Raw genomic sequence first — 13,426 nt, forward strand, 5'->3', positions numbered from 1 at the left:
CACCATGGTTCGCCCGATCAGTCGATACAGTGCCATCCCCCCCGCCGAACGGTTGCCGGCCTGGCTGCGCCGGCCGATCGGCAGCGCCTCGGCCCTGGAAACGGTGCAGGCCGTGGTCAAGGGGCAGCGGCTGCACACCATCTGCGAGGAGGGACGCTGCCCCAACCGAGGGGAGTGCTATGCCGCCGGCACCGCCACCTTTCTGCTCGGTGGACCGGTGTGCACCCGCAGTTGCGCCTTCTGTCAGGTGGAGAAGGGCCGCCCGACGGAGCCCTTCGATGCCCAGGAAGCGGAGCGGGTGGCGGAGGCGGTGGAGCAGCTGGCCCTGCGCTATGTGGTGCTCACCGCCGTGGCCCGCGACGATCTGGCGGACCACGGCGCCGCGCTGTTCACCGGCACCATGGCCGCCATCCGGCGCCGCAACCCCCTGATCGCCATTGAGGTGCTCACCCCTGACTTCTGGGGGGGTCATGCCCTGCGCAGTGAGGGCGAAGCCGCCCAGCGCCGGCGGCTCGCCACCGTGCTGGCTGCAGGTCCCGCCTGCTTCAACCACAACCTGGAGACCGTGGAACGGCTGCAGGGCGACGTGCGACGGGGAGCCACCTACGAACGCTCACTGGCCTTGCTGGCGGCTGCCCGGGACCTGGCCCCCCAGATCCCGACGAAGTCAGGGTTGATGCTGGGGCTTGGCGAAACTGCGCAGGAAGTGGTGGCCGCCATGAAAGACCTGCGCAGGGCCGACTGCCAGCGTCTCACCCTGGGCCAGTACATGCGCCCTTCCCTCGCCCATCTGCCGGTGGCCCGTTACTGGACACCCGAGGAGTTCGAGGAGCTCGGTGCGATCGCCCGCGGGCTCGGATTCCAGCAGGTGCGCAGCGGCCCCCTGGTGCGCAGCAGCTATCACGCTGCCGGCGATTGAGTTCCTGCGATCCCCGGGTCTTTGGCCTGCTGGACTACCAGGCCACCGAATCGAGCACGGTTGAACAGAGCCGGTAAAGGCGTTCACCACTCACCGACTCCTTCCCCTTGGCCTTGAATCCTGGCAGGACCGTCTGAATCGATTTCGTGACGACACCGGGACTCTCCCCGGAGGCATAGAGCAGGCAACTCCAGTGCAACCTGTGCTCTGCAGAGCGAATCCAGAGCTGGGCTACAGCGGTCAGGGCAATCACAGCCAGGCTGGAGACCGCCGTGATCTGGCATGTCCTGGAAAGCATCGGCCAGCGAAAATCGGGACACCACATTGCCATGGGTGGCCCGACGCCTCTCAGCTGGTTGCGGGTCGCAGGAGGGCAACCATGATGGGTTCAGGTGATCTTGGTGAGGATGAGCCAGCTCGCGAGTCCCGTGCGCTCCTGGTGGCGTGAAGTCATCACTGGTGTTGACCTCAAGGGACGGCTCTCACGCCGCATCAGCTTCTGGATCTTTCTCAACTTCATCCTGGTGGAAGCCCTCGTGCTCATCCCCTCTGTCCTGCGGCAGGCCGAACGGCTGGAGCAGCAGATGCGTGCACTGACCAATGCCAAGATTGAGTGGATTGTTGCCAAAGGATTGAACACCACGGCAACGGAACTGCTTGCCGCCATTGAAGAACTGGCCTCACCTTCGATGGTGCACACGATCCGGGGGGCCAGCCTTCTCAAGGATTCAGACGGACTTGTCCTCGGCAGCTTCGGAGAAGCTCCGGCATCCGGAATCAGGACCGACAAAACCACAGGGAACGCGTCCTCCTGGGTGCTATTCACTACACGATATGACGCCGTCTGGAGCCCTCAGGAGCTCGGTGGCGGTGATCTTCGACTCGTGATTCGCCATGACGCCAGTGGATTGCAAGCCGGCCTGATTCGCTATGTGGGAAAGATCCTGCTGATCGTTCTTGGGATTGCATTGTTCCTCACCTTCGCAACCATGTTCATTCTTGATCGGCTGGTGATCTCAAGGGTGCTGGAGCTGCGTCAGCGACTCATCCTTGCAGGCCGCGCATTCCTGGAAGGCAGCTCGATCGATCCGACAACTATTCTGATGCCGGCGAGAGGGAATGACGAACTGAGCGACGTTGAGTCAGCCTTCAATCAGTCATTTTTACGTACATACAGGGAAATGGGTCGCAGAATACAAGCAGAGACCCTGGCCAAAACTGAACAACAAAGGGCCGAGAAACTCCTGCTGAATATTCTGCCCGAACCAATCGCTGACGAGATGAAGAAGGGAAATGATCTGATTGCTCAGATTCACGACGAAGTCAGTGTTCTATTCGCTGATATCGTCGGATTCACGGAGCTTTCGCGATTGCTCACCTGCCACGATCTTGTCTCGCGCCTCAACGACGTGTTCAGTGCCTTTGACGATCTCAGTGATCGGCATGGCCTCGAAAAGATCAAGACCATCGGCGACAATTACATGGTTGCCAGTGGACTACCCAGGTCGATCCCTCACCACGCTGAAGCCATCGCCGACATGGCCCTGGAGATGCAGGCCATCATCCCGCGTTTCAGCCTGGATGGGGCATCCCCACTGGCCCTGAGGATCGGGATTCACAGCGGGCCCGTGGTTGCCGGCGTGATTGGTCGACGCAAGTTCACGTACGACCTCTGGGGCGAAACGGTGAACATCGCCAGCCGGATGGAATCCAGCGGCCTGCCCGGCAGGATCCAGCTCACGGATGCCACCCGGCACCACCTGGAATCCAGCCATGTCCTGACCCGTCGCGGCCTGACCGCGATCAAGGGCGTGGGAGACATGTCCACCCACTGGCTGTTGCAGCGCCGCTGATCTCAGTCAGGGCTGCTGCTGAGCCCGGCTTCACCCAATCAGGGCATCAAGAAATCTTGCGATGATTGAAGGCTTGTGGAGAAATGCGCGGAAACGCTCACTCAGCGTACAGTGCTGAAGGCAGCAAGAGTGACGAAATCGTAGCAAGCACTTGTTGGCAAGCCATTGGCAGCAAGCACTCGATGATTCGCACGACTAGCGCACCTTGACTTGCCCTCTCTCTTCTCCCTTGTCCCCCGCAACGCATCCCATGGCACTGGTCCAGGCGCCCGCCCTAGGCATCGATCGCTTCGCCAATGATCGCAACAGGGAAAGCTGGTCAAACGGCTCCGAGCAGGACATCAAGGGGATCATCCGGGCCGTCTATCAGCAGGTGCTCGGTCAGCAGTATGTGATGGCCAGCGAGCGGCTCAATGGGGCTGAGTCCCTGTTCCGCAATGGCGCTCTGAACGTGCGCGAACTGGTGCGGACTGTGGCCAAGAGTGGTCTCTATCGCTCCAGATTCTTCGAGAACTGCAATCCCTACCGCTTCATCGAACTGAACCACAAGCATCTGCTGGGAAGGGCACCGCAGAACAAGGCGGAGATGCTGCATCACTTCACGATCCTGCAGGATCAGGGTTATGACGCAGAGATTGATTCCTACATCGACAGCGACGAATATCAGGAGCGCTTCGGTCTTGACACTGTGCCCTACCTGCACGGCTGGGATTACTCCAAGGGCCATGAGGGACGGCAGTTCTCCTGGCTGATGCAACTCGCCCGCGGAGCCGCAGCCTCGGTGAAGGGAGAGTCCAGCGGCACCCAGTTCCGCCTCGGCAAGGCCCTCCATCAGGACAGAGCGGTGCCGGTGCGTGGCGCCGCTGGCCGGGTGGTGATCGTCTCGACCGAAGGACCGTTCAAGGCGCTGGTGAGCACCCAGTCGGGGATTTCCTCCGAGTACTCCCCTGAGGTCCCCATGAGGGCACCGTCCCAGGAGCACCGGGTGGAGGCCCTGAGAGTGTCATCGGGCGAGAGCAGCAGCGGCAGTGGCCGGGTGGTCACCATCTCGGCCACGGGCCTGGCCGACAACAGCTATGTCCGCAGTGGCGCCTATGTGATCCGTGTCCCCTTCAGCCGCATGAATGAGGCCCTGCAACGGGTCAACCGTCTCGGTGGACGGGTCACGAACGTGGTGGTGAGCTGAGCTTTGCCACAGGGTTCCCCAGGCCATCCATCGTCAGAACGAATCTTCAGAAAGATGGAAATCCTGGGGAACCTCCGTGATCTGGTCCGATAGTTTGGTTCTCAAACTTCGGGTTGCTGGAGAGGCGGACTGCCTGCCGGACATGCGGCCTGAGAGAACTTTAATTGTTTGCTGAAAAACCAAGTCCATGGCTATGAGGATCGACCGCGAAACCTTCCTGAAGCGAGCCATGGAACGGTTTGGCCACCACTACAGCTACGAGGAAATTGATTACCGCAGTTATCGCACTCCGGTGAAGATTCGCTGCCTGGATCATCCCGTTCGTCTGATCGTGATCACGCCTGAACGTCACCTGCAGACCACCGGTGGCTGCAAATACTGCCTGCGGCGTTATCGCCAGCAGGCCATGGACGCTTCGGTGACCGTGACCGCTGTCCAGATGACTCAGCAGCCCCGTTCCGCTCAACAGTCAGCTCAGCACGAGGTCTCGGCTGCGGTCACTGGCACCCGGAAATAGAACCCTCCGCCTGAGCCCCCCTGGCTCACCACGGCGCAACGGCTGGCCGTCCGCCACAGCGCCAGATGGATGGGGGTGGGATCGAAGCGCACGAGCTCGGGATAGTGGTGGCGCAGCAGGGCATTGCCACGCCAGGCGTTGTAGTGGGGAATCCTGGGGTTCACGTGATGGCAGACATGGGTGGAACCGATGCCGTGGTGCAGCAGGTTGAGCACGGGTCCGTAGGGCCGATCGACGGTCTGCAGGGCGCCTTTGGCAAAGGTCCACTCGGCTGAGGCGAAATGGGGCACGGTGACGTCGGTGTGCTGCAGCCAGGTGTACCCCACCAGCCAGGCGTTGATCACCAGATAAGGCAACCCATAGACAGCGAGCACCCGGAGCAGGGAGCTGTGAGTCGCAGCCAGGGCCAGGGCCAGCAGCATCAGCACCAGGCCGACATTGGAGCGCAGCATCCAGCGGCGGCTGGAGGCGGGGAACAGGGGCCGGCGGCCGTTGCGGAACGGGGCTCCCTGCCAGAAATGGGAGGTGGGAGCGCCGTGGTCTTCACCACCGCCCACACCGAAAAGGAGATAGAGCGGCCAGCCCAGCAGCAGATGGACGACCAGGGAAAGCAGCCCGAAGGCCAGGGGTCCGAGGCCTGTGGCCAGTCGCTCTAGCATCTGCCCGGCGGCCGAGCCCGCCCGGGCCGGCACATGGGTTTCACCGCCCTCAAGGTGGTTGCAGTTGGCATGGTGCACCGCATGGCTGCGCTGCCAGCTGAAGTAAGGCACCAGCAGCAGGCTGTGCAGCACGAATCCCACGGCGGCCTCCACTCTCCGGTTGGGGTGGAAGGCCTGGTGACCGCACTCATGGGCGATCACCCAGCACCCACCGGCCACGGTGCCGGTGACCAGGGCGTAGAGGAGCCAGAGCGGGGCCGCACCGGGCTGCAGAGGGATCCGGGTGCCCACTCCGTAGGCCAGCACGGACAGACCGAGGGAGAAGGCGAGGCTGCCCCAGGCCCTGGTGGTGTCGATCGTGAGCAGATCAGGCGGCAGACAGGCCAGCAGCTGGGCCTTGGAGGGATAAGCAGGCTCTGAGTGGGAAGTCGCCTCCAGGGAAGGGGCGGGACTCGGGACCGGGAGGCGGGACCGGTGGGGGAGAGGACGGATCAAGGACGCTGACGCATGACGGAAGAGAACGGGCCGGGACCGCCAGAAACCGGCAGACCCTAACCAGATCGGCCTCTCCACCCAGCCAGCCGGGGGCGCTGGAGAATGGCCAGAGTGTTGAGCGGAGCTGCCATGACCGGCAACCTTCAGGCCATCGGCTTCATGGTCAGCTGGGTGCTGGGGTGGGGGATCGGCGGTTCCCTGATCGATGCCGGTCTGATCCAGGCCGGGGTGTACTCGATCGAGACGAACCAGCTGGGCACTCTGGCCACCTTCACGGTCTGGACGCTGCTGTGGGGCGGGCTGGGCTTTCGCCTTTACCAGAGGTTCACAGGTTCAGGTCAGGACGGCTGAACGCCGGCCACCGGGTCACGCTCAGAGCTTCAGGTCGGCGAGCGAACGGAGACAGCGCACCTCCCGGGGGTAATGCTCCCGCCCGAGCCCGTCGGGCAGCAGCACATGCACCACGGCTCCCGCGGCCAGGGCCGCCTGGGCACCGGCCAGGGAATCCTCGAAGGCCCAGCAGGTGCTGGCGGCCACCCCCAGGCGCCGGGCCGCCAGCAGAAAGATGTCAGGGGCAGGCTTGCCTTGCGTCAGCTCGGGATCATCACCGCAGACGATCAGCTCGATCTGCTCCAGCCAGGGATGGGGCGCACACTTGATCCCCACCGAGTCGTGGCTGCTGCTGGTGACCAGGGCCATCGGAATCGCCAGCTCCCGGCAGCGCCGCAGCAGCTCAGGGGCTCCGGGGATCGCCCGCGCGCCGGGCAGGAGCTGCCGGGCGATCGGTTGCTGTACCGCCAGCAGCTGCTCGGTGGTGGGAGGCAGACGGCCCGCCGCCTGGATCCAGGCAATCACGCTGCCGGCATTGTCCAGGCGCCGGCGTCCGCGCAGCTCCAGCAGCTGCTGATCGCTGAGCTCGAGGCCAAACTCCAGGGCCGCCTGACGCCAGGCCCGACCGTGCAGCGGCTCGGTGTCGAGCAGCAGACCATCGAGGTCGAACAGACAGGCCGCGGGGCTGTTCATGGCCGCATCCTCTCAGTCCACAATGACCAGGTGTCGCCCCCGACCCGATGAGCCAGGTCACGATCGAATCGGTGCTGCAGGAAGGCCGGGTCTTCGAGCCGCCGGCGGAGCTGGCAGCCGGGGCCCGGATCGGCAGCATGGCCGCTTACCGGGAGCTGGTGGCGCGTGTCGAGGCCGACCCCGACGCCTTCTGGGGGGAGCAGGCCCGGGATCAGCTGCACTGGTTCGAGCCCTTCCACACGGTGCTCGACTGGAGCAACCCGCCCTTCGCCCGCTGGTTCGAGGGGGGGAGCACCAACGTCTCCTACAACTGCCTCGACCGCCATCTCGACGGCCCCCGCGCCGAGAAGACGGCCCTGATCTGGGAAGGGGAGCCCGGGGACAGCCGCCGTTTCACCTACCGCGACCTGCACGCTGAGGTCTGCAGGGCCGCCAATGCCCTCAAGGCCCTCGGGATCGGCAAGGGCGATCTGGTGGCTCTCTACATGCCGATGGTGCCGGAAGCGGCCATTGCCATGCTCGCCTGCGCCCGCCTCGGGGCCCCCCACTCGGTGGTGTTCGGCGGCTTCTCAGCCGAGGCCCTGCGCGACAGGCTGATCGATGGCGGGGTCAAGGCCGTGATCACCGCCGACGGAGGCTTCCGCAAGGACAAGGCCGTGGCGCTCAAGCCCGCGGTGGATCAGGCCCTCGCCGATGGTGCCTGCCCCACGGTGGACCGGGTGCTGGTGGTACGGCGCACCGGCCAGCCCACGGCGATGGAGGAGGGACGTGACCACTGGTGGCATGAGCTGGTGGACCTCCAGAGCGCCGACTGTCCGGCCGAGCCGATGGCCAGCGAAGACCGCCTGTTCGTGCTCTACACCTCAGGCTCCACCGGCAAACCCAAGGGGGTCGTGCACACCACGGCCGGCTACAACCTCTGGGCGCACCTCACCTTCCAGTGGATCTTCGACCTCCGCGACGATGACGTGCACTGGTGCACCGCCGATGTGGGCTGGATCACCGGCCACAGCTACATCGTCTACGGACCCCTCTCCAATGGCGCCACCACGGTGATGTACGAGGGGGCCCCAAGGCCCTCGAAACCGGGGGCGTTCTGGGAGGTGATCCAGAAGCACAGGGTGAGCCTCTTCTACACGGCTCCCACGGCGATCCGGGCCTTCATGAAGAGCGGCCGCGAGGTGCCCGATCGCTACGACATGAGCAGTCTGCGCATCCTGGGCACGGTGGGCGAGCCGATCAACCCCGAGGCCTGGATGTGGTATCGGGAGGTGATCGGGCATGAGCGCTGCCCGGTGATCGACACCTGGTGGCAGACCGAAACCGGCGGCGTGATGATCAGCCCCTTGCCGGGAGCCACCCCCACCAAACCCGGATCGGCGACCCTGCCGCTGCCCGGCATCGCCGCCGATGTGGTCGACAGCGAAGGCCACAGCGTGGGCGTGGATGAAGGTGGCTATCTGGCGGTGCGCCGTCCCTGGCCGGGAATGATGCGCACGGTGCACGGCGACCCCGAGCGCTTCCGCAAGAGCTACTGGGAGCACATCACCGGCGACGATGGCCGCCCCCTCTACTTCGCCGGCGATGGCGCCCGCCGCGATGCGGACGGCTACTACTGGGTGATGGGCCGGGTCGATGACGTCATCAGCGTCTCCGGCCACCGGCTGGGCTCGATGGAGATCGAGTCGGCCCTGGTGAGCCATCCGGCCGTGGCCGAAGCCGCGGTGGTGGGGCGCCCCGACGACCTCAAGGGTGAGGGCATCGTGGCCTTCGTGACCCTGCAGGCGGGCCTCAGCGGGGACGAAGGCCTTGCCGCCGACCTGCGCCGGCATGTGGGCACCGAGATCGGACCGATCGCCAGGCCCGATGAGATCCGCTTCAGCGACGCCCTGCCCAAGACCCGCAGCGGCAAGATCATGCGCCGCATCCTGCGGGCCCTGGCGGCCGGGGAGGAGGTGAGCGGTGACACCAGCACCCTGGAGGACCGGTCCGTGCTCGATGCGCTGCGGGCCTGAGTCGACCCCGGCTGCCCTGGCTCAGCCAGGTACGGAGGGCATCACCAGCAACACGATCAACCAGATCGCGCCGATGATGGGGATCAGTGAGATGAAGATCCAGGGCCAGGCCTTGCCGGCGTCGCGCAGGCGGCGCACACAGAGGGGAAGGCCCGGCACGATCGCGGCAATGGCGTAGAGGTTCTGGAGGACGCTCAGCTGGCTGATCAGCTGGGCCAACAGTCCCAGCACGATGGCCACGAGGATGTTGGCCAGGAAGAACCACCAGTAGTCGCCACGGTTGGAACGACCGCTGTAATCAAATGCGCGTTTCCAGCCGGAGATGTAGGCATCGAGCATGACGTAGCTGTCCTGATGGAGTATCCGATCGCACAAACAGTGTGCGCCCATCAGAGCGATGTCAATCCAACAGGCAGGAACCGTTGCGTTCTTCCTCAGGCGGGGCCCCTGGCTCCGTCCTGACGCCACCAGGTGTCGATCGCAGCCGCCAGGCGGTCGATCTGGCGCTGGCGCAGGGGGTCGTCGGCCCAGGTCCCCAGCAGGTTCTGGCGCAGGCCGGCGCTGGCGGGGGTGAGGTGGTCTCCGCCCAGCTGCAGCAGGGAACTGGCGTCCCCGGGGCGCTGCTGCAGCACCTCCAGCAGCGGGGGGCTCTGGTCGAGGGGATCGCTGCCGAAGCGGATCAGCAGGTTGCGGGGAACGCCATAGAGCTGGCCCACCAGGCGCAGGGTTTCCTGCGGAGACGGGCTGAACTCCGTGCGCACCCCCAGCCGGGGGGCCAGGTCGGCCAGCAGGGGGATCGAGCGGTCGGCGGAGAAGTTGTTGAAGCTCATGGCCGCCAGGGCACTGCTGCCCCGACCTCCATCCGGGGCCAGCAGGTGCAGCTTGCAGCCCAGGCTGTGACCGAGGCGCAGCACCGGTAACGCCCGCGTTCCCGCCGATGGGTCCTGCCGCACCCCCCGAAAGGCCCGCCAGGCCTCGGTGGCCTGGGCCTGATGGTCGAACCCCGGCACGTAGCTCCAGGCCCGCAGGCTGAGTCCGCGCCGGCAGAGAGCTTCCAGCAGACGCCGGTAGCTGATCTGGGGGGTGGCCGCCAGATAACTGCCACCGATGAACTCGATCACACCCGATGCCTCGGGAGAATCCAGACACCAGAGACTTCCCTGCTGACGCCAGCGACTCACCGCGCTCAGGCCTGGGGAACCAGCCGCCTGAGGGCGGCCATGGCCTCACGGGCATGGGCCGGCCCGTCCAGCAGGTTGTTGAACACGTGCCGCACCACGCCCTCGCCATCGATCACATAGGTGACGCGGCCCGGCAGGAGGTTGAGCAGGGCGCCAGGCACGCCGAAGGCCTGGCGCAGGCTGTTGCCCTGATCCACCAGCAGGGGATAGGGGAGCTGATGTCGCTGGGAGAAGCGCCCATGGCTGGCGCCGTCATCGCCGCTCACGCCCCAGACCTCGGCGCCGAGGGCCTGCAATTCGGCGTGACTGTCGCGGAAGGCGCAGGCCTCCATCGTGCAGCCGGGGGTGTCGTCCTTGGGATAGAAGAAGAGCACCAGCGGACGCCCTTCGAGCTGATCGCTGCGGCGCTCGGTGCCGTTCTGATCCTTCAGGACGATCAGGGGAGCCCTGTCACCGACCTGGATGGCCTTGCCCACGGGTGTCTCGAACACAGTGGAAGTCACCCTAGGCAGCGTGGCAGCGGCAGCGGACCAGGCTGACGGGCCGCCCCCACCGCCCCCATCCGCGCCCCGCAGCTGGGATCATGGACGGCAACCACGCTGGGGGGAGCCGGCCATGGCAGCACCGTCGGGATCCCCTCAGCCCCTGGATCCAGCAGGCCAGCAGGCCAGCCGCTGGCAGCAGACCAGCCTGCTCAGCCTTGTGCCCGAGGCGGCTGAACCGGGGCCGGCCGAACCGATCCGGGCTGAGCCGGCGGCCGCCTCCCCCACCGCTGCCGTGCAGACGCCGCCGGCCAGGGCCACCGGCTCTGGGCCGATCTGTCCTCAGCAGTTGCTGATCCTCGACACCGAGACCACCGGCCTGGACCCGGAGCACGACCACTGCATCGAAGTGGGAGCGGTGCTGTTTCATGTGTCCAGCCGCGCCGTGCTCAGCCAGCTGTCGCTGCTGCTGCCTTGCCAGAGCAACGCGGCCGAGGGCATCAACGGCATTGATGCCGCCGTGAGTCGGCTGGATCAGCCCTGGCAGGCAGGGTTGCTCTATTTCCAGGAGCTGGTGGCCAGCGCCGATGTGATCGTGGCCCACAACGCCGCCTTCGACCGCGCCTGGTTCGGCCGGGGGCCCCTGCCGGCGATCGACAAGCCCTGGCTGTGCAGCATGGATGACCTGCGCTGGCCGAGCGAGCGCCGCCTGAAGGCCAGCCCTTCGGTGCGGGATCTGGCCCTCGCCTATGGCATCCCGGTCTGGGCCGCCCACAGGGCCCTCACCGACTGCATCTATCTGGCCCAGGTCTTCGAGCGCTGCGACGCCCTGGAATCCCTGTTGCTGGCTGGCCTGGAGCCACGGCGGCTCTACCGGGCCGAGCTGCCCTACGACCAGCGCCATCGGGCACGGGAGGCGGGATTCCGCTGGAACGAACCCGTGGCCAGGGCCTGGAGCCGGCGCCTGAGCGAGCGGGAGGCCCGGGAGCTCGATTTCCCCGTCAGTCCGGTGGAGCCGGATGCCGCCGGGCGGCACGCCGCCTGAAGCCAGCAGCCCGATTGCTTCCGATCACGACTCCATCCATGCCAAGGGCTGTCAAGTGCAGCGAGCGAGCGCAAGCTGTGGGCATCAGAACGAGTCGTGAGGGCAGCCATGGCGATGGAGCAGCGGGCGGGACCGGCCCCGCTGGAGAGACGCCGCCAGCAGCAGCAGTTGCGGCGCTGGCAGAAGGCGCGGACCTGGGCCCGTCTGATCCGTGAAGCGGAGGCCCTCTGGAGGGTGAACGTGCGTGATCTCCGCCGTCTGGGGGCCCTGGAGCTCGACCAGCTGCTGCAGGAGGTGCCGCCCTCGATCCGGCCTCGGGTGAACCGCTGGCTGGCGGGGTACGGAGCGCTCACCAGGCTGGCCTGAGCATGGGTGGCAGTGCCGCCATCGGGGCCCTCGGGGGGCTCGGTCTGTTCCTGATGGGCATGACCGTGATGAGCGAGGCCCTGCGTGCCCTGGCCGGCAGCCGCCTGCGGGCGTGGCTCCTGCGCTTCACACGCACCCCCTGGTCCGGTGCCCTGATCGGCGCCGCCACCACCGCGGCGCTGCAGTCGTCGTCGGCCACCACCGTGGCCACGGTGGGATTCGTTCAGGCCGGGCTGATCAGCTTTCCCAGCTCCCTGGGCATCATCTTCGGAGCGAACGTGGGCAGCACCGGCCTGGGCTGGCTGGTGGCCCTGCTGGGCCTGAAGCTCGACCTGGCCGGGCTGATGCCGCCCCTGGTCGCCCTCGGCGCCTGCCTGCGGCTGCTGGGCCGGGGACGGCTGGCCCAGATCGGTTTCGCCCTGGCAGGCTTCGGGGTGCTCTTCCTGGGGATCGACACCCTGCAGCAGGCCATGGCCGGCCATGGTGCGCTGCTGCAACCCGAGCGCTTCGATGGAGCCAGCGTGACCGGTCGCTTTCAGCTGGTGCTGCTGGGCCTGCTGACCACCGTGATCACCCAGTCGTCGGGGGCGGGGGTGGCCACGGCACTGACGGCGCTCACGGCCGGAGCGATCGATCTGGGCCAGGCCGGAGCGCTGGTGATCGGTATGGACGTGGGCACCACGATCACCGCCCAGATCGCGGCCCTTGGCGCCAGCCTCAGTGCCCGGCGCACGGCCGCCGCTCACCTGATCTTCAACCTGGCCACGGCGGTGATGGCCTTCCTGCTGCTGCCGCTGTATCTGGGCCTGGGCCAGCGCTGGCTGGCGGGGCCGATCGCAGCGGATCCCGAATTCGCACTCACCGCCTTCCACACGGGATTCAACCTTCTGGGAGTAGCCCTGCTGCTGCCCTTCACCCGGTCATTCGCCCACTTGATCCAGGCGCTGCTGCCCTCTCCGGACGGGCGGGCGGCCGATGATCTCGATGAGGCTCCCAGTGCAGACACCGTGCGGGCCCTGGACCTCGCTCAGACCGCTCAGCAACGGGGGCTGCTGCAGCTGATGCGTCATCTGCACCAGGCCCTGGGCGCCGCCGCCGGCAACGGCCAGCGCCGGGCGATGAGCCTCGACGACCTGGAGGCCGACCTGGCCCGGATCGAGCAGTACCTCGATCAGATCCATCTGCGCCATCTGGATGAACCCGAAGCCCAGCGGCTGCTGCACCTTCTGCACAGCCTCGACCATCTGCAGCGCCTGCATGAACGCTGTGAGGAAGAACCGGAGCGGGCCAGCACCGTGCGCCAGAGCAGCTCCCTGCAACGGGAACGCCAGGACCTGCTGACGGCGCTGGAGCAGCTGGAGCCCCTCGTGGAGTCGCAGCAGTGGGGAGAGGTGGCACGGCGGAGTCAGGCCACCGGCCGCAGCCTGCACCGGCGGGTGAAGCCCTTCAGGCAGGAGGTGTTGGCGGAGGTGGCCAGCGGGGGCGTCGAGGTGGAGCTGGCGAGTCAGCGGCTGGAGGCGATCCGCTGGCTGCGGCGGGTGAGCCAGCACCTGGGCCGGATCAGCGGCCATCTCGAAGCCGCGGCCCTGGCCAGGGGCTCCGGTGCTCCCCCATGCCCCACGATGTCGCCCGGATAGCAGCACGGCGAAGGCATCTCGTCTCAACTGCTGGACTCCTTCCGCTGA

The 13,426-nt window shown here is 66.5% G+C and carries 15 protein-coding genes; 8 read left to right on the forward strand and 7 right to left on the reverse strand.

Going from position 1 to position 13,426, the window contains the following annotated elements; translation table 11 throughout:
* Window positions 1-16: 16 nt before the first annotated feature.
* Window positions 17-919 (forward strand): lipoyl synthase, encoded by a 903-nt coding sequence (gene lipA / locus I1E95_RS02390; protein ID WP_197167000.1) that lies wholly within the window; start codon window positions 17-19, stop codon window positions 917-919.
* Window positions 920-953: 34 nt separating this feature from the next.
* Here the strand turns inward: lipA and I1E95_RS02395 are convergent, their stop codons facing one another.
* Window positions 954-1,217 (reverse strand): hypothetical protein, encoded by a 264-nt coding sequence (locus I1E95_RS02395; RefSeq protein WP_197165124.1) that lies wholly within the window; start codon window positions 1,215-1,217, stop codon window positions 954-956.
* 109 nt (window positions 1,218-1,326) lie between these two features.
* On the opposite strand from I1E95_RS02395, the gene I1E95_RS02400 reads away from it, so the two are divergent.
* Window positions 1,327-2,772 carry an adenylate/guanylate cyclase domain-containing protein gene (locus I1E95_RS02400; RefSeq protein WP_231594804.1) on the forward strand — a complete coding sequence of 482 codons (1,446 nt, stop codon included), beginning with the start codon at window positions 1,327-1,329 and terminating at the stop codon, window positions 2,770-2,772.
* 250 nt (window positions 2,773-3,022) lie between these two features.
* Window positions 3,023-3,958: a phycobilisome rod-core linker polypeptide gene (locus tag I1E95_RS02405; RefSeq protein WP_197165126.1), complete on the forward strand. Its 936-nt coding sequence runs from the start codon at window positions 3,023-3,025 to the stop codon at window positions 3,956-3,958.
* 160 nt (window positions 3,959-4,118) lie between these two features.
* Here the strand turns inward: I1E95_RS02405 and I1E95_RS02410 are convergent, their stop codons facing one another.
* The gene (locus I1E95_RS02410; RefSeq protein WP_197165128.1) at window positions 4,119-4,424 is read right to left on the reverse strand and encodes a hypothetical protein; all 306 of its coding nucleotides are present in this window, start codon (window positions 4,422-4,424) and stop codon (window positions 4,119-4,121) included.
* 8 nt (window positions 4,425-4,432) lie between these two features.
* Entirely contained in the window at window positions 4,433-5,629 is a 1,197-nt protein-coding gene (locus I1E95_RS02415) for a fatty acid desaturase (protein WP_322781400.1), read from the reverse strand.
* Between the two features lie 129 nt (window positions 5,630-5,758).
* Here I1E95_RS02415 and I1E95_RS02420 point away from each other — a divergent pair, with 129 nt between their 5' ends.
* Window positions 5,759-5,980, forward strand: coding sequence for a hypothetical protein (locus I1E95_RS02420; RefSeq protein WP_197165130.1), 222 nt, complete (start codon window positions 5,759-5,761; stop codon window positions 5,978-5,980).
* A 21-nt stretch (window positions 5,981-6,001) separates the two neighbouring features.
* On the opposite strand, the gene I1E95_RS02425 is transcribed toward I1E95_RS02420, so the two are convergent.
* Window positions 6,002-6,652, reverse strand: a complete 651-nt coding sequence (locus tag I1E95_RS02425) for an HAD family phosphatase (protein WP_197165132.1) — start codon at window positions 6,650-6,652, stop codon at window positions 6,002-6,004.
* Window positions 6,653-6,699: 47 nt separating this feature from the next.
* On the opposite strand from I1E95_RS02425, the gene acs reads away from it, so the two are divergent.
* Window positions 6,700-8,667 (forward strand): acetate--CoA ligase, encoded by a 1,968-nt coding sequence (gene acs / locus I1E95_RS02430; RefSeq protein ID WP_197165134.1) that lies wholly within the window; start codon window positions 6,700-6,702, stop codon window positions 8,665-8,667.
* A 21-nt stretch (window positions 8,668-8,688) separates the two neighbouring features.
* On the opposite strand, the gene I1E95_RS02435 is transcribed toward acs, so the two are convergent.
* The 3 genes from I1E95_RS02435 to I1E95_RS02445 form a co-directional block, all read right to left on the reverse strand.
* Window positions 8,689-9,006, reverse strand: a complete 318-nt coding sequence (locus I1E95_RS02435) for a DUF805 domain-containing protein (protein ID WP_197165136.1) — start codon at window positions 9,004-9,006, stop codon at window positions 8,689-8,691.
* Between the two features lie 95 nt (window positions 9,007-9,101).
* The gene (locus tag I1E95_RS02440) at window positions 9,102-9,848 is read right to left on the reverse strand and encodes a DUF1350 family protein (RefSeq protein ID WP_197165145.1); all 747 of its coding nucleotides are present in this window, start codon (window positions 9,846-9,848) and stop codon (window positions 9,102-9,104) included.
* A gap of 5 nt (window positions 9,849-9,853) precedes the next feature.
* On the reverse strand, window positions 9,854-10,351 hold the full coding sequence (locus I1E95_RS02445) for a peroxiredoxin (protein WP_370594569.1): 498 nt from the start codon (window positions 10,349-10,351) through the stop codon (window positions 9,854-9,856).
* A gap of 112 nt (window positions 10,352-10,463) precedes the next feature.
* Here I1E95_RS02445 and I1E95_RS02450 point away from each other — a divergent pair, with 112 nt between their 5' ends.
* The 3 genes from I1E95_RS02450 (at window position 10,464) to I1E95_RS02460 (ending at window position 13,378) form a co-directional block, all read left to right on the forward strand.
* Window positions 10,464-11,375: a 3'-5' exonuclease gene (locus I1E95_RS02450; RefSeq protein ID WP_197165147.1), complete on the forward strand. Its 912-nt coding sequence runs from the start codon at window positions 10,464-10,466 to the stop codon at window positions 11,373-11,375.
* Between the two features lie 108 nt (window positions 11,376-11,483).
* A complete protein-coding gene (locus tag I1E95_RS02455; RefSeq protein ID WP_197167004.1) occupies window positions 11,484-11,741 on the forward strand; it encodes a hypothetical protein in 258 nt (85 codons plus the stop codon).
* A gap of 2 nt (window positions 11,742-11,743) precedes the next feature.
* Window positions 11,744-13,378, forward strand: coding sequence for a Na/Pi cotransporter family protein (locus tag I1E95_RS02460; RefSeq protein WP_197165149.1), 1,635 nt, complete (start codon window positions 11,744-11,746; stop codon window positions 13,376-13,378).
* Window positions 13,379-13,426 lie beyond the last annotated feature (48 nt).

Source organism: Synechococcus sp. CBW1107 (assembly GCF_015841355.1).
Taxonomy (GTDB): domain Bacteria; phylum Cyanobacteriota; class Cyanobacteriia; order PCC-6307; family Cyanobiaceae; genus Regnicoccus_A.